This is a genomic window from Streptomyces sp. NBC_01476 (assembly GCF_036227265.1).
Classification (GTDB): Bacteria; Actinomycetota; Actinomycetes; order Streptomycetales; family Streptomycetaceae; genus Actinacidiphila.
Map to the genome: position 1 here is coordinate 2,703,640 of NZ_CP109446.1, position 24,655 is coordinate 2,728,294.

General features: G+C 71.9%; 19 protein-coding genes and 1 tRNA gene. 9 read left to right on the top strand and 11 right to left on the bottom strand.

From position 1 onward, the window contains the following. Positions 1-62: 62 nt before the first annotated feature. From OG552_RS12100 to OG552_RS12130, 7 genes are all read right to left on the bottom strand, one after another. Positions 63-1,013 (bottom strand): SDR family NAD(P)-dependent oxidoreductase, encoded by a 951-nt coding sequence (locus OG552_RS12100; RefSeq protein WP_329132120.1) that lies wholly within the window; start codon positions 1,011-1,013, stop codon positions 63-65. Between the two features lie 556 nt (positions 1,014-1,569). Beyond that, positions 1,570-2,280, bottom strand: a complete 711-nt coding sequence (locus OG552_RS12105) for a hypothetical protein (protein WP_329132122.1) — start codon at positions 2,278-2,280, stop codon at positions 1,570-1,572. Beyond that, on the bottom strand, positions 2,277-2,699 hold the full coding sequence (locus tag OG552_RS12110; protein ID WP_329132124.1) for an acyl-CoA thioesterase: 423 nt from the start codon (positions 2,697-2,699) through the stop codon (positions 2,277-2,279). Before OG552_RS12110 ends, OG552_RS12105 begins: the two co-directional genes overlap by 4 nt. Further along, a complete protein-coding gene (gene ettA / locus OG552_RS12115; RefSeq protein WP_329132126.1) occupies positions 2,699-4,363 on the bottom strand; it encodes an energy-dependent translational throttle protein EttA in 1,665 nt (554 codons plus the stop codon). The genes OG552_RS12110 and ettA overlap by 1 nt, the downstream gene beginning before the upstream one ends. Positions 4,364-4,681: 318 nt before the next feature. Further along, complete coding sequence (locus OG552_RS12120) at positions 4,682-5,125, bottom strand: single-stranded DNA-binding protein (protein ID WP_329132128.1); 444 nt, start codon at positions 5,123-5,125, stop codon at positions 4,682-4,684. Positions 5,126-5,311: 186 nt separating this feature from the next. After that, on the bottom strand, positions 5,312-7,324 hold the full coding sequence (locus OG552_RS12125) for a GTPase (RefSeq protein ID WP_329132130.1): 2,013 nt from the start codon (positions 7,322-7,324) through the stop codon (positions 5,312-5,314). Further along, the gene (locus OG552_RS12130; protein ID WP_329140752.1) at positions 7,321-8,958 is read right to left on the bottom strand and encodes a dynamin family protein; all 1,638 of its coding nucleotides are present in this window, start codon (positions 8,956-8,958) and stop codon (positions 7,321-7,323) included. Before OG552_RS12130 ends, OG552_RS12125 begins: the two co-directional genes overlap by 4 nt. Positions 8,959-9,293: 335 nt before the next feature. On the opposite strand from OG552_RS12130, the gene OG552_RS12135 reads away from it, so the two are divergent. Both OG552_RS12135 and OG552_RS12140 read left to right on the top strand, forming a co-directional pair. Further along, positions 9,294-9,366 (top strand) — tRNA-Arg (locus OG552_RS12135). Positions 9,367-9,636: 270 nt separating this feature from the next. After that, positions 9,637-9,834, top strand: a complete 198-nt coding sequence (locus OG552_RS12140) for a CsbD family protein (protein WP_329132132.1) — start codon at positions 9,637-9,639, stop codon at positions 9,832-9,834. A 75-nt stretch (positions 9,835-9,909) separates the two neighbouring features. Here the strand turns inward: OG552_RS12140 and OG552_RS12145 are convergent, their stop codons facing one another. The 3 genes from OG552_RS12145 to OG552_RS12155 all read right to left on the bottom strand — a co-directional run bounded on the left by OG552_RS12145 (position 9,910) and on the right by OG552_RS12155 (position 12,873). Then, positions 9,910-10,677, bottom strand: coding sequence for a 3-oxoacyl-ACP reductase (locus OG552_RS12145; protein ID WP_329132134.1), 768 nt, complete (start codon positions 10,675-10,677; stop codon positions 9,910-9,912). 47 nt (positions 10,678-10,724) lie between these two features. Continuing rightward, positions 10,725-12,101: an aldehyde dehydrogenase family protein gene (locus tag OG552_RS12150; RefSeq protein WP_329132136.1), complete on the bottom strand. Its 1,377-nt coding sequence runs from the start codon at positions 12,099-12,101 to the stop codon at positions 10,725-10,727. 127 nt (positions 12,102-12,228) lie between these two features. Continuing rightward, entirely contained in the window at positions 12,229-12,873 is a 645-nt protein-coding gene (locus OG552_RS12155) for a UdgX family uracil-DNA binding protein (RefSeq protein ID WP_329132138.1), read from the bottom strand. 321 nt (positions 12,874-13,194) lie between these two features. On the opposite strand from OG552_RS12155, the gene fdh reads away from it, so the two are divergent. The 7 genes from fdh (at position 13,195) to OG552_RS12190 (ending at position 22,978) form a co-directional block, all read left to right on the top strand. Then, positions 13,195-16,482, top strand: coding sequence for a formate dehydrogenase (fdh, locus tag OG552_RS12160; protein ID WP_329132139.1), 3,288 nt, complete (start codon positions 13,195-13,197; stop codon positions 16,480-16,482). Between the two features lie 4 nt (positions 16,483-16,486). After that, on the top strand, positions 16,487-17,434 hold the full coding sequence (locus OG552_RS12165; RefSeq protein ID WP_329132141.1) for a 4Fe-4S dicluster domain-containing protein: 948 nt from the start codon (positions 16,487-16,489) through the stop codon (positions 17,432-17,434). Beyond that, positions 17,431-18,393 carry an NrfD/PsrC family molybdoenzyme membrane anchor subunit gene (gene nrfD / locus OG552_RS12170; RefSeq protein WP_329132143.1) on the top strand — a complete coding sequence of 321 codons (963 nt, stop codon included), beginning with the start codon at positions 17,431-17,433 and terminating at the stop codon, positions 18,391-18,393. The genes OG552_RS12165 and nrfD overlap by 4 nt, the downstream gene beginning before the upstream one ends. A 359-nt stretch (positions 18,394-18,752) precedes the next feature. Further along, positions 18,753-19,955: a lactonase family protein gene (locus tag OG552_RS12175; protein WP_329132145.1), complete on the top strand. Its 1,203-nt coding sequence runs from the start codon at positions 18,753-18,755 to the stop codon at positions 19,953-19,955. Between the two features lie 270 nt (positions 19,956-20,225). Beyond that, positions 20,226-20,756 (top strand): MarR family transcriptional regulator, encoded by a 531-nt coding sequence (locus OG552_RS12180; protein WP_329132147.1) that lies wholly within the window; start codon positions 20,226-20,228, stop codon positions 20,754-20,756. 334 nt (positions 20,757-21,090) lie between these two features. Then, positions 21,091-21,981: an SIS domain-containing protein gene (locus tag OG552_RS12185; protein WP_329132148.1), complete on the top strand. Its 891-nt coding sequence runs from the start codon at positions 21,091-21,093 to the stop codon at positions 21,979-21,981. Between the two features lie 163 nt (positions 21,982-22,144). Beyond that, positions 22,145-22,978 carry a class II fructose-bisphosphate aldolase gene (locus tag OG552_RS12190; RefSeq protein WP_329132150.1) on the top strand — a complete coding sequence of 278 codons (834 nt, stop codon included), beginning with the start codon at positions 22,145-22,147 and terminating at the stop codon, positions 22,976-22,978. A gap of 19 nt (positions 22,979-22,997) precedes the next feature. Here the strand turns inward: OG552_RS12190 and OG552_RS12195 are convergent, their stop codons facing one another. Beyond that, on the bottom strand, positions 22,998-24,395 hold the full coding sequence (locus OG552_RS12195; RefSeq protein ID WP_329132152.1) for a cryptochrome/photolyase family protein: 1,398 nt from the start codon (positions 24,393-24,395) through the stop codon (positions 22,998-23,000). Positions 24,396-24,655: the final 260 nt, after the last annotated feature.

The window sequence follows — 24,655 nt, forward strand, 5'->3', positions numbered from 1 at the left end:
CTGCGGGGTTCCGGGGCGGGCGGGCTTCTGGCGTACGGGCCCGGGCGGATCGGCGGGCGGGATCAGCGCGCGGGCGTGTCCAGCGTGTCCAGGGAGACCTGCCAGAGCCGGGCCGCGGCGTCGGGGTCCAGGGCGTACGGGGTGACCCCGCCGCGGGCCTCCGGGTCGTACGGCAGCGCCTCGTTGACGTCCTCGAAGTACCGCCCGCCCACCCCTTCGAGCGCGGGCCACGTCGCGGCCAGCACGGAGGTCGCGGCACCCTGCTGCGGCGTCTTGAAGACGTAGGCGCCGCTGCTGACCAACTGGTCCAGTTCCTCCTTCGGCAGGTGCCGCGAGAGGTTGGTGTCCAGGACCGCGCCGGGGTGCACCGCGTTGACGGTGATGCCGTCCGCGGCCCAGCGGCGGTTCGCCTCCACCGCGAAAAGCGCGTTCGCGGTCTTCGCCTGGCCGTAGGCGACGGCCGCGTCATAGGGGCGGTGACGGAAGTGGATGTCGTCGAAGTCCACACCGGCCCGCTGGTGACCGGACGAGGAGAGGCTGACCACCCTGGCCTTGCCGGCCGCGGCCAGCGCGTCGTGCAGCCCAGTGGTGAGCGCGAAGTGCCCGAGGTGGTTGGTGGCGAACTGCAGCTCCCAGCCCTCGGGGGTGCGCAGCTCGGGCGTCATCATCACGCCGGCGTTGTTGATCAGGATGTCCAGCGGGCCGTCCCAGGCGGCGACGAAGCCGGCCACGGACTTCTGGTCGGCGAGGTCGAGCCGCGCGACATGGATCCCCTGGTTGCCGGTGGTCGCGGTGATGTCCCTGGCGACACGTTCGCCGGCCCCGGTGTCCCGTACGGCGAGTGTCACCTCGGCGCCGGCCGAAGCCAGCGCCCGGGCGGTCTCGACACCGATCCCGGACGCCCCGCCGGTCACGATCGCCCGGCGCCCGGTGAGGTCGATACCGTCGATCACCTCGGCGGCGGTGGACTCGGCGGTGAAGGGAGTGGTGAAACGGGTCTGCTGCTCGGTCATGGCGCGGCCTCTCCACAGTGCGGGAATCTTCCGGTTACCGATCCCCCCGGTTCCCGGCCTCCCTTCCAGGCAACCACCCCCACCACCCCCGCCACCCCCCGAAACGGGCCTCCCCCAGCCCGGGGTCTGCGAGTCCCCCTCTCAAACCAAGAACCCACCCACTGAGCCATCCGAACGGACCCGAAGGCGAACGCGGGGCCGGGCGAACGCCCGCGCGGGCCGGGACAAAAGCCGGGGTCGGCGGTCGGGCGGGGTGAGCGCTCGGGGCGCCGGTCGGGCGGGGCGGAGTGAGTGCCGGGCGGAACCGGCGCCCGACACCGGGCGGAGACACGGGCAGGACGGACGCCCAGCGAGGCGAGCGCCCCGGGACGGCGGTCGGGTCGGGCGGGGTGAGCGCTCGGGCGGAACCGGCGCCGGACGCCAAGCGGATGCCCGGGTAGAACGGACGCCCCGGGACGCCGGCCGGGCGGGACGAGCGCCCGGGTCGGCGGTCGGGCGGGGCGGCACCGCCGGGGTGCGGGGCGGCGGAAGGACGCTCAGGCCGCCGCGCGGGCGGTCAGGCGGGGGAGACGGTCAGGCCCGACCCCGCGGAGGCACCCCGCATCGCCACTGAGCCGTATGCCGTCCGGAGCCGTACCCACGCGCCCGCCGCGAGTACCGCCACGGTGTCCTCCCGGCCCTGCGCCGGCAGGAAGCCGAGCGCATGGGCGGCGTGCACCACCCGCAGGGTCACCTCCTGGGCCGCGGAACCCGCGGGCAGCGGCCTGCGCCAGAGTTCCTCCGCGAGCGCGTCCAGCTCCGCCCGGGTCCGCTGCTCGGGCACCAGCGCCTCGGTCCTGGCCCGGAACTCGGCCACCACCCGCGCCGCCAGCTCCCGTACAGCCCCGGCGTCGATCTCGGCCTCGCGCCGCCATCCCGCACGCGGCGGCAGCAGCCCGGCCCACGCGGGGCCGGTCACCGACGCCGGCACCCCGAACTCACCGCCGTGCGCCGCCTCGCCCACCGCTTCGAGCAGTTCCCCGGCCGAAACGGTCGCGTCGACCGCCGCCCCTATCCCGCCCCCGCGCAGCGCCATGCTCTTCACCGCGAGCACGCCCCCGAACGGCGGGTGCCCGAACACCCCCAGCGCCGGCTCCTCCTCGGCGGACCTGAGCCGTACCACCGCGGCCTTGTCCCACCGCACCAGCCGGCCGAGGAACGCGGCGAGTTCCGCCTCCGCCGCGCCCTCCCCGCCAGGTCCTTCCGCGAAACCGAGCCGCACGCTCATGCGGCGACGGTCCCCTCGTCCAGATACCGCTCCAGGAACTCCTTCTCCTCCGCCGTGATCCGCCGCGGCCTCTGGTTCACCAGGCTGTACGGCACCACCACGGTCGACGCCCGCGCGTAAACCGCGTCCCCGTCCTTGACCTCGTACTTCACCGTCATGGACGCGGCGGTGATATCGGTCACCCACGTCTCGATGGTGACCGGCTCATGACGGTGTACCAACGGCCGCAGGTAGTCGATCTCGTGGCGTGCGACCACCGACCCCCCGGTGAAGGATGCCTCCCCCTCCCCCGGCGCCAGGCGGAACATCAGGTCGATCCGGGCTTCTTCCAGATACCGCAGGAAGGTCACGTTGTTGACGTGCCCGAACGCGTCCATGTCCGCCCAGCGCAGCGGGCAGCGGAAGATGTGCCGCGCCATCAGCCGCGGGTCAGCTTCTTGTAGCTGGCGCGGTGCGGGCGGGCCGCGTCCGGGCCGAGCCGCTCGACCTTGTTCTTCTCATAGGACTCGAAGTTGCCCTCGAACCAGAACCACTTGGCGTCGCCCTCGTACGCCAGGATGTGCGTGGCCACCCGGTCGAGGAACCAGCGGTCGTGGGAGACGACCACGGCCGCCCCGGGGAACTCCAGCAGCGCGTTCTCCAGCGACGAGAGCGTCTCGACGTCGAGGTCGTTGGTCGGCTCGTCGAGGAGCAGCAGGTTGCCGCCCTGCTTGAGGGTGAGCGCGAGGTTGAGACGGTTGCGCTCACCGCCGGAGAGCACCCCGGCCGGCTTCTGCTGGTCCGGGCCCTTGAAACCGAACGCCGACACGTACGCCCGCGACGGCATCTCCACCTGGCCGACGTTGATGTAGTCAAGACCGTCCGAGACGACCTCCCACAGCGTCTTCTTCGGGTCGATGCTGGACCGGCCCTGGTCGACGTAGGAGATCTTCACGGTCTCGCCGACCTTGATGGTCCCGGAGTCCGGGTCCTCCAGCCCCTGCAGCATCTTGAACAGGGTGGTCTTGCCGGCGCCGTTCGGGCCGATCACCCCCACGATGCCGTTGCGCGGCAGGGTGAAGGACAGGTCCTCGATCAGCGACTTCTCCCCGAACGCCTTCGACAGGTGCTCGACCTCGACCACGATCGAACCCAGTCGCGGGCCCGGCGGGATCTGGATCTCCTCGAAGTCCAGCTTCCGCATCTTGTCGGCCTCGGCGGCCATCTCCTCGTAGCGGGCCAGTCGGGCCTTCGACTTGGCCTGCCGCCCCTTGGCGTTGGAGCGGACCCACTCCAGCTCCTCCTTGAGGCGCTTGGCCCGCTTGGCGTCCTTCTGGCCCTCGACCTTGAGCCGCGACGCCTTGTTCTCCAGGTAGGTGGAGTAGTTGCCCTCGTACGGAATCGCCCGGCCGCGGTCCAGCTCCAGGATCCACTGGGCCACGTTGTCCAGGAAGTACCGGTCGTGAGTCACGGCCACCACGGTCCCGGCGTACTTCGCCAGGTGCTGCTCCAGCCACTGCACCGACTCGGCGTCGAGGTGGTTGGTGGGCTCGTCGAGCAGCAGCAGGTCGGGCGCTTCGAGCAGCAGCTTGCAGAGCGCGACCCGGCGCTTCTCACCACCGGAGAGGGTGGTCACCGGCCAGTCGCCGGGCGGGCAGCCCAGCGCGTCCATCGCCTGCTCCAGCTGTGCGTCCAGGTCCCAGGCGTTGGCGTGGTCCAGTTGCTCCTGGAGCTTGCCCATCTCGTCGAGCAGCGCGTCGGAGTAGTCGGTCGCCATCAGCTCGGCGATCTCGTTGAACCGGTCCAGCTTGGCCTTGATCTCCGCGACGCCGTCCTCGACGTTCTCCAGCACCGTCTTGGACTCGTCGAGCGGCGGTTCCTGCAGCAGCATGCCGACGCTGAACCCCGGCGAGAGGAACGCATCCCCGTTCGACGGCTGCTCGATCCCCGCCATGATCTTCAGCACCGTGGACTTACCGGCACCGTTGGGGCCGACCACACCGATCTTCGCGCCGGGCAGGAAGCTCAGCGTCACGTCATCGAGGATGACCTTGTCGCCGTGCGCCTTGCGCGTCTTGCGCATCGTGTAGATGTACTCAGCCAAGAGAAACCGTCCGGCATTCGAGAAGGGCCAATGTGCGGCTCCGCCCCGTGAGGGCAGATACACCCCATCTTGCCAGCCGTCCACCCTCCCGGGCGAACGGGTACGTCAGCGCCCGCTCCTCCATCGTTTCCCCCATCCCTTCGTCGAGCCCTGTTTCCAGCGGGACCCCGGGCTCCCCGGCCGGAGCCCGTGCCCGCTGATCGCCGGCCGGCACTGTTCCCCACCGCGGGCCGGTGCCGGCGGCGGCTGTCACCCACTGCTGCCGACGGGCGCCGCCGACTGCCGTCGGTGACTGTCGGGCGCTCGTTTCGGGGCCGGTCAGGCCACGGGGGTCGGCAAGGGCGCCGCCGGGGAACCCGGTTGTGCCGACTCAGCGCCTCCGGAGCGGACCACCACGGGTGTTGCCGCGCCCCTGGTGAAGCGGGCGACTCCCCGGCTCAGATCGTGTCCCACCGCCACGGCTTCGATCTCCGCCGTGAAATAGCGCCGTTCTTCCTTCTCCTCCTCGCGGATCCGCAGCCGGCCCTGCACGACGAGAGGTTCTCCGAGGCCGATGGACTCCTTGACATTGCCCGCGAGATTGCGCCAGGCGCGCACCGTGAAGAAACTGGTCGCTCCGTCGGTCCAGCCGCCTCGCTCGGCGTCCCAGCGGCGTGAGGTGGTCGCCAGCCGGAATCGCGTGACGGGCACACCGGTGGCGGTTACATGGGTCTCCGGTTCGGTGGCGACATTTCCCACCACGGTCACAAGCGTCTCGTTCATCGGATGTTCCTCCCGCGTGAAGTGCGTCCCGTGCGGAACGCGACAAGAACATCGTGCGGGAATCCGAGCAGCCCCGACCGAACCAAATGAAATCTGTGGATAACTCACTGGATGTGGACAACTCCGCCACTCGCAGGAGTGACGGAGTTGTCCGTGCAGAGGTGTCCGCGAGGAAGGAGAGGGGGGCTACGCGTCGGCGTCCACCCGGGCCGGCCCGTCGGTTCCGCGGAATCCGTCAAGTCCGTCAAAGCCGCCAGAACCGTCAGAGCCGCCGCAGCCGTCGAGCCCGCCCGACCCCTCCGCCCCGCCGGTCCCGCTGATCCCACCCGTCCCGGCCTCCCGCTGACCGCCGAGCCGCGGGGCCGACCCGGCCACGACGGCGTACTGCTCTCTCACTTCCCGGTACCGCATCAGCTCCGCCGCGACCGGCTCCAGCACCCGCGCCCGCCCGCAGTCCGCCGCCGCGTCCCGCAGCAGCCGTTCCGCGCCCTGGCCGTACCGCCGGGCCGGCCCGCGCGCCGCGAACCGGCAGATCCCGCTGACGGCCGGGCCGCCGAGCCCGCCCGCCACCACCATCGCCAGCGGCGGCCACCACGCGAGATCGATCCAGTCGGACACGATCCCCGCCCCGCACACCACGCCCCCCAGCGCCAGCGCCATCAGCAGCCACTGCACCGCCGCGGCCAGCGACCACCAGCCGGGCCGTTCCGGCGGTCCCGGCCGGGACCGTTCCACCACCGCGTCCAGCGCCGCGGGCAGCCCCTCCCCGCCGCGCCGAGCGGCGCCGCGCACCGCCTGGGCCCAGGGAGCGGGCAGCCCGCGGGCCGCGTCGGCGGCCAGCCCCCGGACCGCCTCGTCGATCACCGGGCGGGACGCCGACTCCCGTGCGGTGGGTGCGGGAACCCGGCCGGCCCCGCGGCCGGCGGGCACGCCGGGGCGGGGTGCTGACCGGTCCCGGAGTCCTTGCCCCGCCGGCACCTGGACCGCGGCCCCCGCCCCGGCCCGGCGCCCGCTCACTCGAACGTGTGAACCATGCGTTTTCCGGCCGAATCGGGAACAGCCCGCTCGACCGGTCCGTTCCCCCATCAGTCGACTCCACGGCGTGCCGCACGCGTCCCATGCGGCACCCGACCAGTCCCTTTCCGCCGACTGACCGGCAGCGGCCGCACCACACGCGTCCGCGAGCCGGTCGATGAACTCCTCGCGCGCCGGATCGGTGAGCCCGGCGCCGCCCTCGCCGACGTAGAGCGGCTGGAGTCTGCTCGCCGTGCGGTCCAGATCGGCCGCCAGCCGCCGCCCGGCCGCGGCGCGCTCGGTGACGATCTGGGCCAGTACGGCACGCAGATCCGGCAGGCCCTGCCCGGTGAGTGCGGAGGTGGCGAGCACGACAGCACCGGCCTCGCCGTGTTCGCCCACCGCCAGCCCGTCCTCGTCGAGCAGCCGTCGCAGATCGTCGAGGACCAGGTCGGCTGCGTCCTCCGGCAGCCGGTCGACCTGGTTGAGCACCAGCACGGTGATGTCCGCGTGCCCGGCAAGGGGCCGCAGATAGCGTTCGTGCAGGCTCGCGTCGGCGTACTTCTCCGGGTCCAGCACCCAGACGACGACGTCGACCAGCCGCAGCAGGCCGTCCACCTGCTCGCGGTGCCCGACGGCGGCGGAATCGTGGTCGGGGAGGTCGATCAGTACCAGCCCGTCGAGGCTCTGCTCCTCGGCGCCCCAGGGGTTCTCACCGGCCCCGGCGGCGCCACCAACTGAACAGTGTGCTCCGCTTTCCCCCGCCGGTTCCGGCCCGTCCAGGTGTCCCCGCCTGGCGTGCCGGTGCTCGGGGGCGATGCCGAGACGGTCCAGCAGCCCGGTGGCGTGGGCCGGCCGCCAGACGCAGGCGACGGGGTGTGCGGTGGTGGGCCGTCGCATCCCGGCGGCGGACAGGTCACGCCCGGCCAGCGCGTTGAAGAGGGAGGACTTCCCGCTGCCGGTGGCTCCGGCCAGCGCGACCACGGTGTGGTCGTGCGACAGGCGCCGCCGCTCGCCGATACGTGCCAGCAGTTCGCCGGTCTCGGCGAGAGCGTCCGAGCTGATCCTGGTTCTGGACAGGCCGAGGAGTTCGCCGAGCGCGTCGGCCCGCACTCCCAGCGGGTCGCCGGATCCGGTCCTGCCGGGTCCGGCTGGTGCGGCCTGGGGCGAGCGGGTGGTGGTCACTCGGATCCCCTCTCCTTCTGCAAGTGGGACAGGGCGGCGATCAGTGCGGACTGCTGTCCTGCGGTGACGTCGTAGCCGTAGACCGGGGCGACTCTGCGCTCCCGCTCGGACCGCAGGAGGCCGGCGACGGTGCTCTCCAGGGCACTGCCCGCGGCGTCCTGGAGGCGGAGGGCGGCCTGGGCGCCGATCGTTTCGGCGAGCCGTTCCCCGGCGATGCTGCCGTCGGGGCGGCCACCGAGCAGCGCGGTGGCGAGAAGTGCGGCCAGATCGTGCGGGTCGGCCGGGGGGCGATCGGTGCCGCGACCGGCGCGGACGGCGCGGGCCTCGGCCCGGGCGAGATCGGTGAGACGCCGGTGCCAGCGGCGTGCCTGCTTGTCGATCCGGGCCGCGACGGCCACACCGTCGCGGTCCGGCCGGGTGGTCGGTTCGTCGAGCAGCGCGGCGCCCGCCCGGTCACGCTGCCATGCCTCGCGGATGCGGTCGTCGGCGGCGTCGGTCTCAGTACGCAGCAGCGCGGCCAACTCCTCCACCAGGGCGTACTGGAGGGCCTTGGGCCCGCAGGCCGGATAGCCCCGCCAAAGGGCGAGCGCCTCCCCGGCCAGCGGCGCGCCGGCACTGATGGCCGCGTCGATCCGGGTGGCGGCCTGCTCGTAGGACTCCTCCGCGGCCCGGGCCAGCCGCAGGGCCGCGGCGTGCTGGGCGGCGGAGGCGTCGGCGAGGCCCGGCAAGCGGACGCGCAGGGAGTCGAGTGCGCCGGTCATGGTGCGGCGGGCGGCGTGCTGCCGGGCGGCCGGGTCCTCGGCGCAGTGCACCAGCCAGGCGCGCAGCGCGGCGACCGTGGTCTGCGGGAGCAGGCCGCCGCCGCCCGCGGACTCGGGCAGTTCCGGGACGGTGAAGCGTGGCACGTCGCCGAGGCCGGCCTTGGTCAGCAGGGCCGCGTAGTGACCGCTGACGTCATCCGCGATCTGGTGGGGCACCCGATCGAGCACGGTGGCGAGGCTGACCTCGTACTCCTTTGCGGTGCGCAGCAGGTGCCAGGAGACGGCGTCGGCGTAGCGGGAGGCGGTGGTGACGAGGATCCAGATGTCGGCGGCGCAGATGAGTTCGGCGGCCAGTTCCCGGTTGCGCGTGACGAGGGAGTCGATGTCGGGGGCGTCCAGGAGGGCGAGGCCGCGGGGCAGGGAGTCGTCGGTTTCCAGCCGGAGTTCGGCCCGCTCCTGCTCGGCCCGGTCGTGTCCGTCCTCGTCCGCGCGGGAGCGCTGCCGCACGGCCCAGGAGCGGGCCAGTCGCGGCAGCACCCGGGGGTCGGCGAACCAGGCGCGGTCCTCGGGATGGCAGACCAGGACCGGGGTACGGGTGGTCGGCCGCAGTACGCCGGAGACGCTGACCCGCCGGCCGACGAGGGAGTTCACCAGCGTGGACTTCCCCGCGCCCGTCGAACCGCCCACCACGGCGAGCAGTGGCGCTTCCGGGGCTTTCAGCCGGGGTACCAGGTAGTCGTCCAGCTGGGCCAGCAGTTCCTCACGGCTGCGGCGGGCCCGGGCAGCTCCGGGCAACGGGAAGGGGAAGCGTGCGGCGTCGACACGGTCACGCAGTGCGGACAGCGCGTCAAGCAGCTCGGGCCGTACGTCCAAGATCACCACAATGGCAGAATGCCCCATATTGCTGCGCTTTTGAAGTGTATTCGTGATGGTTTGCCCTATTCGGCCCGCGCGGGGTTCCTGTGGGGCCTACGGGGAGTGGGGGGCAGAATGAGCCATCGGCATAACGACTGCACAACAGCGGGATTTCGACCCGTCAAAAGCGGTGCACCTTCTGCACATGCCTGCGATTATCGGACCGCTTCACCGAACCTCCACAACGTGTCACGCGGGTGAAGCGCCCGGCAGCAGGCGTGTGGCGCCCTATCCTTGACCTCGGTACAAGGTCACGGAACAACCAGGGGCGGAGCAGCCGCGGCCACTGTCCGGCCCCCGTAGCTCAGTGGATAGAGCAGGCGCCTTCTAAGCGCTTGGCCGCAGGTTCGAGTCCTGCCGGGGGCACCCAGCCCATGAGGTGCTCGGCTCGTAAGCCGAAGGCATCACTGCAGGCCAGCTCTACCTTAGCGAGTGCGGCGTACTGAGCGCGTAAGAGCCGTCCGGCTGCGTCTGCGGCCTGCGAAGCCGGCTCGTCACTGGCTGGAACCAGTGGGCGGCTGCCCGCAGGGGTAAGGCCCCCGATTGCGGACAGGAGCAGTGTGCCGGGACGTTTCCGGTGCGAACAGCGCAGCTCAGCATCCGCCGGGTACGCCGTCGATATCGAGGAGTCATCTCATGAGCGACAGCGACAAGACCAACGCGAAGACGCAGGCCAAGACCGATCAGGCCAAGGGCAAGGTCAAGGAGACCGTGGGCCGCGCGGTCGGCAACGAGGAACTCGAAGCCGAGGGCCGCGGCGACCAGGCCAAGGGCGACCTCCGCCAGGCCGGCGAGAAGGCCAAGGACGCCGCGAAGGACGTTTTCAAGCACTGACCAGCCGGACCTGCCGTCGGCGACAGCATGGTGGAGGGGCCGCAGTGTGCGCGCTGCGGCCCCTCCCGGTGCCGGCTACAGCGGCGTCACGTAGGCGCCCGAGATGCCGCCGTCGACCAGGAATTGGGAGGCGGTCATGAACGAGGAGTCGTCGCTGGCGAGGAAGGCGACCGCGGCTGCGATCTCCTCGGGTTCGGCGAACCGGCCCAGGGGGATGTGGACCAGCCGGCGGGCCGCGCGCTTGGGGTCCTTGGCGAACAGCTCCTGGAGCAGTGGGGTGTTGACCGGCCCCGGACACAGCGCGTTGACCCGGATGCCCTCCCGGGCGAACTGGACGCCCAGCTCGCGCGACATCGCCAGGACACCGCCCTTGGACGCGGTGTAGGAGATCTGCGAGGTCGCCGCGCCCATCACCGCCACAAAGGAGGCGGTGTTGATGATCGAGCCCTTGCCCTGGCGCCGCATGTGCCCGATCGCGTACTTGCAGCACAGGTAGACCGAGGTCAGGTTGACGTCCTGGACCCGGCGCCAGGCGTCCAGTCCGGTGGTGAGGATGGAGTCGTCCTCCGGCGGCGAGATCCCCGCGTTGTTGAAGGCGATGTCCACGCTGCCGTACGCGGCCACGGCCGCCTCGTACAGCGCCTCGACCTCGGCCTCCGCGGCCACGTCGACCCGTACGAACAACCCGCCGACCTCCTGCGCCGCCGCGTTGCCGGCCCGCTCGTCGATGTCGGCGCAGACCACCTTCGCGCCTTCGGCGGCCAGCCGGCGGGCGGAGGCCAGGCCGATGCCGCTGCCGGCGCCGGTGATGACGGCGACGCGGTCCTGAAGACGTTCGGACATGCGGTACTCCTCGAATGGACGTGGCGGGCGAAGGGGCTGGGCGGAAGTCAGTCGGTGGCGATGAAGACGTTCTTGACCTCGGTGAAGGCGTCCAGCGCGTCCGGTCCGAGTTCGCGCCCCAGGCCCGACTGCTTGAAGCCGCCGAACGGCGTGGAGTAGCGCACCGAGGAGTGGGAGTTGACCGAGAGGTTGCCGCTCTCCACACCGCGGGCGACCCGCAGCGCCCGTCCCAGGTTCTGGGTCCAGATCGAGCCGGAGAGCCCGTACGCCGTGTCGTTGGCGATCCGGACCGCGTCCGCCTCGTCCTCGAAGAGCAGCACCGTCACCACAGGCCCGAAGATCTCCTCGCGGAAGGCGGGAGCGTCCACGGTGACCGGCGCCAGCACGGTGGGCGGGAACCAGAATCCCGGGCCCTCGGGCGCCGTCCCGCGGAAGGCGACCGGTGCGTCGTCCGGCACATAGGAGGCGACCTTCTCGCGGTGCGCGGCGGAGATCAGCGGCCCCATCCGGCTCTCGGGATCCCCCGGATCGCCGACCCGCCAGTCACGGACCGCGGGTTCGAGCAGTTCCATGAAACGGTCGAAGGCACCGCGCTCGACCAGGATCCGGGTCCGGGCGCAGCAGTCCTGCCCGGCGTTGTCGAAGACCGCGGCCGGTGCGGCGGCAGCGGCCCGTTCCAGATCGGCGTCGGCGAAGACGATGTTGGCGGACTTGCCGCCCAACTCCAGCGTGACCGGCTTCACCTGGGCCGCGCAGCCGGCCATGATCTCCTTGCCGACCCGCCCGGACCCGGTGAACACCACCTTCGCCACCTGCGGGTTGTCCACGAACCGGCGCCCGACCACCGGCCCGGCCCCCGGCAGGATCTGCAGCACGCCTTCCGGGATCCCGGCCTGCAGCGCGAGTTCGCCGAGCCGCAGGGCGGTCAGCGGGGTGAGTTCCGCGGGCTTGACCACGACGGTGTTGCCGGCCGCCAGCGCGGGCGCGATCGCCCAGCCCGCGATGGGCATGGGGAAGTTCCACGGCACGATCACCCCGACCACGCCCAGCGGCTCGCGGAAGGTGATGTCGATGCCGCCGGCCACCGGGATCTGCCGTCCGAAGAGCCGTTCCGGGGCGGCCGAGAAGTACTCCAGCACGTCCCGGACATTGCCCGCTTCCCAGCGCGCGTTGCCGATGGTGTGCCCGGCGTTGCGTACTTCGAGCCGCGCCAGGTTCTCCAGGTCGCCGTCGACCGCCGCCGCGAAGGCCCGCAGCAGCCGCCCGCGGTCCGCCGGCGCCAGCGCCCGCCAGGCCGGATACGCCGCCGCCGCGCGGGCGATCGCGGCATCGGCCCGCTCGGCGTCCAGCATCGTGACCTTCTCGAAGACGGTGCCCGTCGCCGGGTCGACCACCTCGTACACGCCGTCGGCGCCTGCGCTCATGGGTGTCCTCACGCTGTCGGGGCCGGGTCCGGGACCGGCGGACCTGGTCGCTCCCATGGTGACGCACGGGACGATCTTCGCGCCGCCGAAATCGTACGAAGCACGGAGCCGGACCGCGGCCGGCCGTTCAGGACAGCAGCTCCGCCGCCACCCGGAGATCGGCGACCAGCGCCGCGTAGGCCTCTTCGCGGTCGTCCGAGCGCAGGACCGCCGACGGGTGCGGGGTCGCCACCGCACGCGCCCGCTCGTCGGCGGGGAGCTGCAGCGGCTTGCCGCGGTCCTTGGTGACACGGAAGGAGGCACCGAACAGAGCCCGCCCTGCGGTTGCGCCGAGAGCCACCACGACCTTCGGGCGGATCAGGCGCAGCTCCGCGTCGAGCCAGGGCGTGCAGGCGGAGACCTCCCGCAGGGTCGGCGGTTTGTGGATGCGGCGCTTGCCGCGTTCGGTGAAGGAGAAGTGCTTCACCGCGTTGGTGAGATAGGCCGGTTCGTCGCCGAGTCCGGCCGCCTCCAGTGCCTTGTGCAGCAACCGCCCGGCCGGACCGACGAACGGCCGGCCCTGCCGGTCCTCCTGGTCCCCCGGTTCCTCCCCGACCAGCATCAGCCGCGCGCCGGACGGCCCCTCTCCGAAGACGGTCCGGGTCGCCGGGCCGAACAACGGGCAGCCCCGGCAGTCGGCGGCAGCCTTGCGGTGGGCGGCAAGCCCGCCGCGCGAGGGCAGATACGGGGTCGCGTCGTATCCGGAGCCGTCCTCGGCCTGTGGCCGGCTCATGCCGGCCGGCCGGTGGTCGACCGGGGCTGCGGCTGGAGCGGTGCCATAGGGCCTCCTCGGAAGCGGACACGTCCCTTTTCGGCTACCCGCGCGGGAGCGAACCCACCGGCAGTGTCCCCCGGACGCCGGACGGGCCCCACGGACAGGTCAGCCGGACCTGCGGAGCGGCCACGAGATGGATACGTTCGATGACAGACCGTGGTGACGCGGAGGCGGTGCGTTTCCGTACCGGGACCCCGGGCAACCGACCTTCGCCGCCGGAACCGTGGCCAGGAGCCGTGCGGCACGGCGAGGTGGGCCGAGCGAGACGAGGTCGAGAGCATGGGCGTACCCGATCTGATCCGCGGCTGGCCGGTCTTCCGCCAGCTCACCGGAACCGACCGCCTGGGCCGCGGCGCCGCCGCGATGTCCCGGCAGACCCAGGAGCTGACCCCCCGCACCGCGACCGCCGACCGGGTGGTGAAGTCCATCTGCCCCTACTGCGCGGTCGGCTGTGCCCAGAACGTCTATGTCAAGGACGAGAAAGTCGTCCAGATCGAGGGCGACCCGGATTCGCCGGTCAGCCGCGGCCGGCTGTGCCCCAAAGGCTCCGCGACCCTCCAGCTCACCACCGGCGACGCCCGGCGCCACCAGGTCCTCTACCGCAGGCCGTACGCGAAGGACTGGGAGCCGCTCGACCTGGACACGGCGATGGAGATGGTCGTCGACCGGGTGATCCGTACCCGCCGGGAGACCTGGGAGGAGGAGGCCGACGGCAAGCGGGTCAACCGCACGCTGGGCCTGGCCAGCCTCGGCGGGGCGACGCTGGACAACGAGGAGAACTACCTGATCAAGAAGCTCTTCACCGGGCTCGGGGTGGTCCAGGTGGAGAATCAGGCGCGGATCTGCCACAGCGCGACCGTGGCCGGTCTGGGCACCTCCTTCGGCCGCGGCGGCGCCACCACCTTCATGCAGGACCTGCAGCACTCGGACTGCATCGTCATCCAGGGCTCGAACTACGCCGAGGCCCACCCCGTCGGCTTCCAGTGGGTGATGGAGGCGAAGGCACGCGGCGCCAAAGTGATCCACGTCGACCCGCGTTTCACCCGGACGAGTGCGCTCGCCGATCTGCACGTCCCGTTGCGGGCCGGCAGCGACATCGCCTTCCTCGGCGCCATCATCAACCACGTACTGACCGAGGAGAAGGACTTCCGCGAGTACGTACTGCATTACACCAACGCGTCCTTCCTGGTCAGCGAGGACTTCCAGGACACCGAGGACCTGGACGGCATCTTCTCCGGCCTGGACGAGGAGGAACGGCACTACGACCCGTCCAGCTGGCAGTACGAGGGCGCCCCGGTCCACGCGGCCTCCGGTGCCGGCGGCGACGCGGACCAGGACGAACGGGAGCGGGAGCAGGAGTCCGGCGCGGGCGCGGACGCCGGCCCGACCGTCGCCCGGTCCGGCGGCGCCGAATCCCACGGCTCGGGCGGCGCCTCCGCGCACCCCTCACCGCAGCGCGACGAAACACTGCGCCACCCCCGCTGCGTCTACCAGATCCTCAAGCGCCACTTCGCCCGCTACACCCCCGAGCTGGTGGAACGCACCTGCGGAGTGCCGCCGCACGTCTTCCGCGAAGTCTGCGACGCGCTCACCGAGAACTCCGGGCCCGACCGCACCAGCGCTTTCTGCTACGCGGTCGGCTGGACCCAGCACACGGTCGGGGCGCAGTACATCCGCACCGCCTCGATCCTGCAGCTGCTGCTCGGCAACATCGGCCGCCCGGGCGGTGGCATCCAGGCGCTGCGCGGCCACGCCAGCATCCAGGGCTCCAGCGACATCCCCACCCTCTTCAACCTGCTGCCCGGCTACCTGCCGATGCCGCACGCCCACCGGGACGAGAATCTGGACGGCTTCATCGCCTCCATCAAGACCGACAAGGGCTTCTGGGGCGAGGCGAAGTCCTACATGGTGAGCCTGCTCAAGGCGTACTACGGGGACGCGGCCACCGCGGACAACGACTTCTGTTTCGACCACCTCCCGCGGCTGACCGGCTCGCACAGCACTTACGAGACGGTGCTCGCCCAGCTCGACGGCCTCTGCAAGGGCTACTTCCTGATGGGCGAGAACCCGGCCGTCGGCTCGGCCAACGCCCGCCTGCAACGGCTCGGCATGGCGAACCTCGAATGGCTGGTGGTCCGGGACTTCTCGCTGATCGAGTCGGCGACCTGGTGGCAGGACGGCCCGGAGATCGAGACCGGCGAACTGCGGACCGAGGACATCGGCACCGAGGTGTTCTTCTTCCCCGCCGCCGCGCACACCGAGAAGTCCGGTTCCTTCACCAACACCAACCGCTGGCTGCAGTGGCACCACACCGCGGTCGAACCGGCCGGAGACGCCCGCAGCGACCTGTGGTTCATGTACCACCTGGGCCGCCGGATCCGGGAGCGGCTGGCCGGTTCCACCGCGCCGATGGACCGGCCGATCCTCGACCTGGCCTGGGACTACCCCACCGAGGGCCCGCTGCGGGAACCGTCGGCGGAGGCGGTACTGGCCGAAATCAACGGCTACGGACCGGACGGCGGCCACCTGTCCGCGTACACCGAACTCAAGGACGACGGCTCCACCTCGTGCGGCTGCTGGATCTACTGCGGGGTCTACGCGGACGGCGTCAACCAGGCGGCCCGGCGCAAACCCCACACCGAGCAGGACTGGGTGGCCGCGCAGTGGGCCTGGGCGTGGCCGGCCAACCGCCGCATCCTCTACAACCGCGCCTCCGCCGACCCCGACGGCCGCCCGTGGAGCGAGCGCAAGGCGTATGTCTGGTGGGACGCCGAGGCGGGGAAGTGGAGCGGCCACGACGTGCCCGACTTCCCGCCGGAACTCGCCCCGCACACCGTGCCGCCCGAGGGCAGCAGCGGGCCCGGCGCACTCGGCGGTGACGACGCCTTCATCATGCAGTCCGACGGCAGGGGCTGGCTCTTCGCACCGGCCGGGCTCGTCGACGGGCCGATGCCGGTCCACTACGAGCCGCAGGACTCGCCGTTCACCAACCAGCTGCACGGGAACCGGCAGCGCAACCCGGTCCGGCAGGTCTTCTCCCGCGAGGGCAACCGCTACCACCCCAGCGGCAGTGAGCAGGGCGCGGACGTCTTCCCCTTTGTGGTCACCACCTACCGGCTCACCGAGCACTTCACAGCCGGCGGCATGACCCGCTGGTCGCCCTACCTCGCCGAACTCCAGCCGGAGCTCTTCTGCGAGGTCTCCCCGCAACTGGCCGGCCGGTGCGGGCTGGAGAACGCCGGGTGGGCGACGATCGTCACCGCGCGGGGGGCGATCGAGGCGCGGGTCCTGGTGACCGACCGGATGGCGCCGCTGACGCTGGACGGCCGGACAGTCCACCAGATCGGCCTGCCGTACCACTTCGGGCCCAACGGCCTGGTCACCGGTGACGCCGCCAATGAGCTGTCGGCGATCGCGCTCGACCCGAACGTGCACATCCAGGAGGTCAAGGCGCTCAGCGCCGACATCCGCCCCGGCCGGCGGCCTCGGGGTCCCGAACTGCCCCGGCTGCTCGCCGAGTACCGGCAGCGGGCAGGTATCACCGACCGGACCGGTATGGAGGTCTGAAGCCATGTCAGAACCCGAGGGCCCCCGTCGGCTCGACCTGCTGCTCTCCGGCCCGGAACCGGACCCGGCCGGCGACGCCGGGCACCAGGAACACCCGCCGCGGATGGGCTTCTTCACCGACACCAGCGTCTGTATCGGCTGCAAGGCGTGCGAGGTCGCCTGCAAGGAGTGGAACGCCATCCCGGAGGACGGCCTCTCGCTCACCGGCATGTCCTACGACAACACCGGCGGCCTCGGTGCCTCGACCTGGCGGCATGTCGCCTTCATCGAGCAGAGCCGGCCGGTGGCCCCGGAAACAGCAGCACCCCCCGAGGCACTGGTCGCCCCGGCGGCGCCGGAGCCGCCGGCCGGCCCGCCGTCGCCCGACGGCCGGACCGAACTGCGCTGGCTGATGTCCTCAGACGTGTGCAAGCACTGCACCCACGCCGCCTGCCTCGACGTCTGCCCCACCGGCTCCCTCTTCCGCACCGAGTTCGGCACGGTCGTCGTCCAGGAGGACATCTGCAACGGCTGCGGCTACTGCGTCCCCGCCTGCCCCTACGGCGTCATCGAGCAACGCCCGGAGGACGGGCGGGCCTTCAAGTGCACCATGTGCTATGACCGCCTCGGCGACGGCATGGAGCCTGCCTGCGCCAAGGCATGCCCCACCGAGTCCATCCAGTTCGGCCCGCTGGACGAGCTCCGCGAGCGCGCCGCCCTGCGCGTCGACCAGCTCCATGACGCCGGAGTGCCCGAGGCCCACCTCTACGGCCACGACCCCGAGGACGGGGTCGGCGGCGATGGCGCCTTCTTCCTCCTGCTCGACCGGCCCGAGGTCTACGGCCTGCCGCCCGACCCGGTGGTCACCACCCGAGACCTCCCCCGCATGTGGCGCCGCGCCGGCGGCGCCGCCCTCGGCATCCTGGGTGCGGCGGCCATCGCCTTCGCCCCGCTGGGAAAGGCGAAACGATGAGCACTTCCGACCTGACCCGGCGCGGGAAGGGCCGCCGCCGCGGCAAGGGCGAGCAACTGATGGTGGAGCCCGCCGAGTTCAGCTCCTACTACGGCCGCCCCGTGATCAAGCCTCCGTCCTGGGCTCCGATGGACATCGCCGGCTACTTCTTCCTGGGCGGCCTCGCGGGCGCCGGCTCGGTGCTGGCGGCCGGCGCCCAGGCCACCGGCCGCCCCGGGATGGCGCGCGCCCTGAAGACGTCCTCGGCGGTGGCCATCGCCGGTTCCGCCGCCGCCCTCGTGCACGACCTCGGCAGGCCCGGGCGCTTCGTCAACATGCTCCGGGTCTTCAAGCCGACCTCCCCGATGAGTGTCGGCTCCTGGCTGCTCTCCGCCTACGGTCCCCTGGCGGGCGGGGCCGCGCTGCTGGACCGAGCGGGACGGCTGCCCAAAGCGGGCACCGCCTGCACCGTGGGCGCGGCGCTGCTCGGCCCCGCCATCGCCACCTACACCGCCGTGCTGGCGGCGGACACGGCGGTGCCCGCCTGGCACGACGCCCACGGGGAGCTGCCGTTCGTCTTCGCCGGGTCGGCGCTCGCCGCGGCTTCCGGGATGGCGCTGCTGACCGCTCCGGTGCGCGAGACCGGTCCGGCCCGGCGGGCCGCACTGCTGGCGTGCGCGGTGGAGATCGCCGCTGCCAAGGCGATGCAGGCACGCCTCGGGGTGGTCGCGGAGACCTACGAACACGGCCGAGGTGGCCGGTTGATGCGGACCGCGGAGGTGCTGTCCGCGGTGGGGGCGGCCGGGGCCGTACTGCTGGCCGGGCGCGGGCGGTGGCCTGCGGCGCTCATGGGGGCGGCGCTGCTGGCGGCGTCGGCCTGCACGCGTTTCGGCGTATTCGAGGCGGGCGTCGCCTCGGCGCGGGATCCGAAATACACGGTGCTGCCCCAGCGGGAAAGGCTGGAGGCCGCGGGTCGGTAATTCGGCGGGCGACCGATTGCCGTGCCTCGGCGCATTTCCATAGGGCGTGGAGAAAATCCTCCCCGCTCCGCAAGCGGCGCCATACCGCCGAATGGGTGGCAATTCTTACGGACCCCGGAAGGCAGGACGATTCGCGGCTTTCGTCCCTTCGGCGCACTGTCCCCGGAGTTAGCGTGTCGGTCAGTCCACGAGCCCGCGTCGACGTCGCCGACTCCCCTGGCCAGTAGGGGGAGTCGGCGGCTGAATCGCCATGCCTCGGCGGGCCGGCGGCAGCGCGCACCGGCCCCGTCCGAACGCAACTCGGCTCTCCGAAGCCAACTGCGGCTCTCCGCAGTTCTCCGCATCAGGAGTCCACCGCCATGACCTTCACCGTCAGGATGCGTACGTCCGCCCGGCGCCGCACCGGAGCTGTCCGTGCCGCCCCCCTCGCCCGTACCGCCGGTGCCGGAGCGGTCGCCGTCGCGGCCGCCGCCCTCTTCGCCGTGGCCCCGGCCGCTTCCGCCGCGGCCCCGCACCAGCACCGGCACACCGCCGGGGCGCCCGTGTTCGTACAGAGCGACAACACCACCGCCAATACCGTCGTCTCCTACCACCGCGCCGCCGATGGCACCTTGCGGCAAAGCGGGATCTACCCGACCGGCGGCCGTGGCGGCGTGCTCGACGGATCCCAGGTGGACCACCTGGCCTCACAGGGATCGCTCGTCCTCGACCAGCGGCAGCAGCTCCTCTACGCCGTCAACGCGGGCAGCGACACCGTCACCGTCTTCGGAGTGCGCGGCGACCGGCTGCAGCGGATCCAGGTGATCCGTTCCGGCGGTGACTTCCCGGTCAGCATCGCCGTGCACGGCGATCTGGTCTATGTCGCCAACGCGCTCGGCGGCGGCTCGATCCAGGGCTTCCTGCGGATCGGCGACCACCTGGTGAGCGTGCCGGCCTGGCACCGGGATCTCGGCCTCGACCCCGCCGCCACCCCGCAGTTCACCCACACGCCGGGCCAGATCGCCTTCACCCCCGACGGGTCGGACCTCGTCGTCACCACCAAGGCCGCGGCCAACAGCGTCGACGTCTTCCCGCTGAACGCCCTCGGCGCCCCCGCCGCCCGCCCGGTGGTCACCTCCACCCCGGAGGCGGTGCCCTTCGGCTTCACCTTCGACTCCGGCGGCCGGCTCCAGCTGACCGAGGCCGGGCCGAACGCGGTCGCCACCTTCACCCTCGGCCGCGACGGCAGGCTCACCAAGACCGGTGAGACGGCCACCGGCCAGGCGGCGACCTGCTGGATCGTGCGCACCGGGAGCGACGTGTACGCCTCCAACGCCGGCAGTGGCACCGTGTCGGGCTACCGGATCGGCGGCCACGGCACGTTGACGCCGTTGGGGACCACCGCCACCGCCGCCGGCACGGTGGATGCCGCCGTCTCCTCCGACGGCCGTTTCCTCTACGCGCAGACCGGTGCGGCCGGCGGGGTGGACGCCTTCCGGGTGGGCCACGACGGCTCGCTCACCCGGATCGGGTCGGTGACAGTACCCGGCGCGGCCGGAGGAGAAGGCATCGCGGCGGGCTGACTCCGCCGCCCCCGAGCGTCCCGCTAGCACCTCTGCTCCCGGTGCAACTCACAGCTTCCGCCCACGCCGACAGCCCAGGTCGGCGTGGGCGGAACGTTTCCCCGATGTCTTCGAGTTGAAAGGAGTGCTGTGAGAAGGTATGCGCTTGAGCCACCCCCCGGATGGCTGGTTATTCGGATCAACCGGCCGCCGGTAACGTGATCGCCGCCAGGGCCGTGCGGCGATCACGTGGCCACTCTCGGCGAGCGAGCGATACGAGGATCTGTGCGTATGGATTCCACCCTGCCCGGGGCCGCACCGGCAGCGAAATCGGCGGCGACGTCGGCACCCCCGGCCTCCGTTGTGCGGCGGAGACGGCGGCTGACCGCCCGGATAAAGGACGGACTGCGGGATCTCACCGTCCAGCATTCCCTGCTGAACCACCAAGTGGGCACCCACCTCGACCTTCGGGACGCCGATCTGGAGTGCCTGGATCTGATCAGCCGTTACGGCCCGATCGGACCGACCGCACTGGCCAAACGTGCCGGACTGCATCCGGCCACCCTCACCGGAGTCCTCGACCGCCTCGAACGCGGCGGCTGGGTCGTGCGGACCCCCAACCCCAACGACCGGCGGGCGATCCTCGTCCAGGTCATCAAGGAGAAGGAAGCCGAAGTCGCCTTCCTCTTCTCCGGCCTCAACAGGGCGATGGACGACGTGTGCTCCGGCTACGAGGACGCCGAACTCGTCATGATCGCCGACTTCCTGCTGCGTACCGCCCGGGCCGCCAGAGTCGCCACCGACGACCTCGCCGACAGCTGACCCCCGGTCACATCCCGTCGGCCGGACCGCCGGACGCGTGCGTCACGTCCGCGCCCGGCCGGCGGGCACGGGCCGCCCTGCGGCAATTCCGCCCCCCTCTCCCCGCCTCGTCGGGGCGGGCGGCTTCTCACGCCCCGGCTCACCGCTGAGTGACCAAACGGCGACCGCGAACCCCCGCGTCACCAGGTCCTCCGGCACCGGAAATTCCCTCGCGTGTACTTTTCTGCTCGTTCTATGCTCGTTTCGAGCATCACCAATCATCTACACTGGCGGCAACTACCAGGTGCGGCGCCCGCACGCGCCGCCCTGGCCGGCCGCCTCGTGAGGAGCACCGATGTCCGCGTCGTCCCTGACCACCACCGAAATCGCCACCCAGCCGGAATGCTGGCAGCGCGCGGCCGAACTCGTCGCCACCGAGGGCGCGAAGCTGCCGCGGTCCGGCGAGCGCGTCGCGGTGATCGGCTGCGGCACCTCCTGGTTCATGGCGCAGTCGTACGCGGCGCTGCGTGAGCGCGACGGCAAGGGTGAGACCGACGCCTTCGCCGCCTCTGAGTTTCCCTTCGGCCGGGGCTACGACCGGGTGGTGGCCATCACCCGCTCCGGCACCACCACCGAGGTGCTGCGTGCCTGCGAACGCCTGCGCGGCACCATCCCGGTCACCGCCATCACCGCGGACCCGAACACTCCCGTGATGGCCGCGGCCGACGACATCGTCGTCCTCGACTTCGCCGACGAACAGTCCGTCGTCCAGACCCGGTTCGCCACCACCGTGCTCGCCCTGCTCCGTGCCCACCTCGGCGAGGACCTCACCTCGGCCATCGGCGACGCACGCAAGGCGGTCGAGGACGAACTGGCCCCGTCCCTCGTGGCGTCCGAGCAGTTCACCTTCCTCGGCACCGGCTGGACGTACGGCCTCGCGCAGGAAGCCGCCCTCAAGATGCGGGAGGCCGCGGGCGCCTGGACTGAGTCCTACCCCGCGATGGAGTACCGCCACGGCCCGATCAGCATCACCGGACCGGGCCGCGCCGTCTGGTCCTTCGGCCCGCTCCCGGACGGCCTCGCCGACAACGTGGAAGCCGTCGGCGGCCTCCTCGAAACCCACCCGGCCACCGACCCCCTCGCCGACCTCATCCGCGCCCAGCGGCTCGCCGTCGCCATCGCCGAGGCCAAGGGCTACAACCCGGACCAGCCCCGCAACCTCACCCGCTCCGTCATCCTCGTCTGAGCCCTGAGCCCTGAGCCCTGAGCCGCGAGCCCGAAGCCCGCGGCGCCGAGCAGCGAGGGCCTGAGCCCCGGGGCCCCCGGGGCCCCGGATTCCCCCGGGCTCTGCTCGCCAGGCCGTGAGCCGCCCTCCCCCGTCCACCCGCGCGACCCGAAGGACCCGCCGCATGCCCGCCGCCACCGCCGAACTCGTCCTCGCCGCCCGCGCCTCGGGCCGCGGCATCGCCGCCTTCAACGTCATCACGCTGGAACACGCCGAGGCCATCACCACCGCCGCCGAGCGGACCGGACTCCCGGTCATCCTGCAGATCAGCGAGAACGCGGTGAAGTTCCACGGCGGGCATGCCGAACCCCTCCTCGCGGCCACCGCCACGCTCGCCCGCTCCGCGACGGTCCCAGTCGCCCTCCACCTGGACCACATCAAGGACGAGGTCCTGCTGCGCGCGGGCGTCGCGGCCGGCGTGACCTCGGTGATGTTCGACGCCTCCACGCTGCCCTACGAGGAGAACGTCCGCGCCACCGCGCGCGTCACCGCCTGGGCACACGACCGCGGCGTCTGGGTCGAGGCCGAACTGGGCGAGGTCGGCGGGAAGGACGGCGCCCACGCCCCCGGTGTGCGCACCGACCCGGCAGAGGCCGCCGCCTTCACCGCGGCGACCGGTGTGGATGCCCTCGCCGTCGCCGTGGGCAGTTCCCATGCGATGACCGAGCGCACCGCCGGCCTCGACCTCGACCTGATCGCCCGGCTGCGCACCGCGATCGAGGTACCGCTGGTCCTGCACGGGTCCTCCGGTGTCCCCGACGAAACCCTCCGTCTGGCCGTCACCGCCGGTATGACGAAGGTCAACATCGGCACGGCCCTCAACATCGCCTTCAGCACCGCGGTCCGCGAGCATCTCACCGCCGATCCGGCTACGGTCGACCCCCGCCGTTACCTCCGCCCGGCCCGCGACGCCATGACCACCACGGCGGCCCACCTGCTCCAGGTCGTCGGGGGCTGAGTCCCCACGGGGCGCGACGCTACGTCAGGTCGCGCCCGGCGGCGAACCGCCGCTGTCCCTCGGCGAGCGTCACGATCGGTCCCGGGTAGTCGAACCCCGCCCGTTCCCGCTCCTCCAGCCGCCACGGCTCGTGCACCGCGCGGCCCTTCAGTCCGGCCAGCTCCGGCACCCACCTCCTGATGTACTCCCCCTCCGGATCGAAACGGATCCCCTGCCGCACCGGGTTGAGCACCCGGTTGGGCCGGGTGTCGGTGCCGGTGCCCGCCGCCCACTGCCAGTTGAGCTGGTTGTTCACCACGTCCCCGTCCACCAGCAGGTCGAGGAAGTGCCGTGCTCCGGTGCGCCAGTCCACGTAGAGCGTCTTCGTCAGGAAGCTCGCCACCAGCAGCCGGCCACGGTTGTGCAACCACCCCTCGTGCCGCAGCTGCCGCATCGCCGCGTCCACCATCGGATATCCCGTGCGCCCCTCCTTCCACGCGGCGACCTCCTCGGGGGCGGTGCGCCAGCGGTCGTTTCTCTTCCGGTAGTCGTGCCATGCCGCGTCCGGGCGGGCGGCGAGCACCTGGTGATGGAAATCCCGCCACGCCAGCTGCCGTACGAAGTCCCCCGCCCCGGAGCCCTCTTCCGCGCCCCCGCCGGACTCCCATGCCCGGTGGACGAGTTCGGTTGCCGACAGGCAGCCGAAGTGCAGGTAGGGCGAGAGCCGGGAGGTGGCATCAGCCGCCAGGTCGTCATGGCGCTTCCCGTACTCGGCGAGCCGGTCGCGCCGCCAACTGCCCGACGCCCGGCGGCCCGCCGTCTCACCGCCCCGCGGCAGCCGGGGTGACGGACCGCCGCCGCCCGGCCCGGTCAGGTCGGCGGCTGTCGGCAGGGGGAGGGAGTCCGTTCCCTCGGGCAGCACCACCCGGCGTGGCACCGTCCGCAGCGAACGCAGTGGCTCCGCCTGCCAGCGCCGCCAGTACGGGGTGAACACCGCGAAGTGGTCACGGCCCGCCGGGGTGATCACGCCGGGCGGCGCCACCGTGATCACTCCGTCGTGTGCGACCAGTGCGCAGCGGAGCCCGGCCAGCGCTGCGCGGAGCCGCTCCTCTCGCCGGGTCGCGTAGCCGCTCACCCCGCCCGCGATGTGGACCTCGCGGGCGCCGGACTCCCGCACCACCGCGCAGACCTGTTCGACGGGATCGCCGCGGCGGACGACGAGCCGGCCGCCGCGCGACCGCAGTCCCTCGTCCAGGTCTGCCAGGCACTCGGCGAGGAAGGCGGTCCTGTTCGGCACGGCGAACCCGGCACGGGCGATACCCGGGTCCACGACAAAGAGCGGCACTGTCCGGTCGGCCTTGGCGGCTTCCGCCAGCACCGGATTGTCATGCAGCCGGAGGTCCGCCGTGAACAGGGCGACGGACACGGACTCACCCATGAGCGGTGGGGGTCATGGGAGTTGCTGAGGTCGTCATGTGTTCGAAGTCTGCCTCGGATCCGCCGCGCCGAAACAGCACAACACATCCAAAAACCCGAAAGAGTGATCGAACGTAAGATCACGGTCAGAGTTACCCGTTCGCCACTTTGTCACCGTTACGCGGGTTCCGCGTCACAGAGGATCAACAGGCCCATGCGGGTATCTTCACTCGTCGTTGTCCGGGCGAAGGTACTGATCGACATCCCCACCGTATGGAGGTG

What these genes read in the sequence shown, in the direction of transcription:
- OG552_RS12100 (WP_329132120.1), bottom strand. Translation starts at nt 1,013, where the DNA reads ATGACCGAGCAGCAGACCCGTTTCACCACTCCCTTCACCGCCGAGTCC.
- OG552_RS12105 (WP_329132122.1), bottom strand. Translation starts at nt 2,280, where the DNA reads ATGAGCGTGCGGCTCGGTTTCGCGGAAGGACCTGGCGGGGAGGGCGCG.
- OG552_RS12110 (WP_329132124.1), bottom strand. Translation starts at nt 2,699, where the DNA reads ATGGCGCGGCACATCTTCCGCTGCCCGCTGCGCTGGGCGGACATGGAC.
- OG552_RS12120 (WP_329132128.1), bottom strand. Translation starts at nt 5,125, where the DNA reads ATGAACGAGACGCTTGTGACCGTGGTGGGAAATGTCGCCACCGAACCG.
- OG552_RS12140 (WP_329132132.1), top strand. Translation starts at nt 9,637, where the DNA reads ATGAGCGACAGCGACAAGACCAACGCGAAGACGCAGGCCAAGACCGAT.
- OG552_RS12145 (WP_329132134.1), bottom strand. Translation starts at nt 10,677, where the DNA reads ATGTCCGAACGTCTTCAGGACCGCGTCGCCGTCATCACCGGCGCCGGC.
- OG552_RS12150 (WP_329132136.1), bottom strand. Translation starts at nt 12,101, where the DNA reads ATGAGCGCAGGCGCCGACGGCGTGTACGAGGTGGTCGACCCGGCGACG.
- OG552_RS12155 (WP_329132138.1), bottom strand. Translation starts at nt 12,873, where the DNA reads ATGAGCCGGCCACAGGCCGAGGACGGCTCCGGATACGACGCGACCCCG.
- fdh (WP_329132139.1), top strand. Translation starts at nt 13,195, where the DNA reads ATGGGCGTACCCGATCTGATCCGCGGCTGGCCGGTCTTCCGCCAGCTC.
- OG552_RS12165 (WP_329132141.1), top strand. Translation starts at nt 16,487, where the DNA reads ATGTCAGAACCCGAGGGCCCCCGTCGGCTCGACCTGCTGCTCTCCGGC.
- nrfD (WP_329132143.1), top strand. Translation starts at nt 17,431, where the DNA reads ATGAGCACTTCCGACCTGACCCGGCGCGGGAAGGGCCGCCGCCGCGGC.
- OG552_RS12175 (WP_329132145.1), top strand. Translation starts at nt 18,753, where the DNA reads ATGACCTTCACCGTCAGGATGCGTACGTCCGCCCGGCGCCGCACCGGA.
- OG552_RS12180 (WP_329132147.1), top strand. Translation starts at nt 20,226, where the DNA reads ATGGATTCCACCCTGCCCGGGGCCGCACCGGCAGCGAAATCGGCGGCG.
- OG552_RS12185 (WP_329132148.1), top strand. Translation starts at nt 21,091, where the DNA reads ATGTCCGCGTCGTCCCTGACCACCACCGAAATCGCCACCCAGCCGGAA.
- OG552_RS12190 (WP_329132150.1), top strand. Translation starts at nt 22,145, where the DNA reads ATGCCCGCCGCCACCGCCGAACTCGTCCTCGCCGCCCGCGCCTCGGGC.
- OG552_RS12195 (WP_329132152.1), bottom strand. Translation starts at nt 24,395, where the DNA reads ATGGGTGAGTCCGTGTCCGTCGCCCTGTTCACGGCGGACCTCCGGCTG.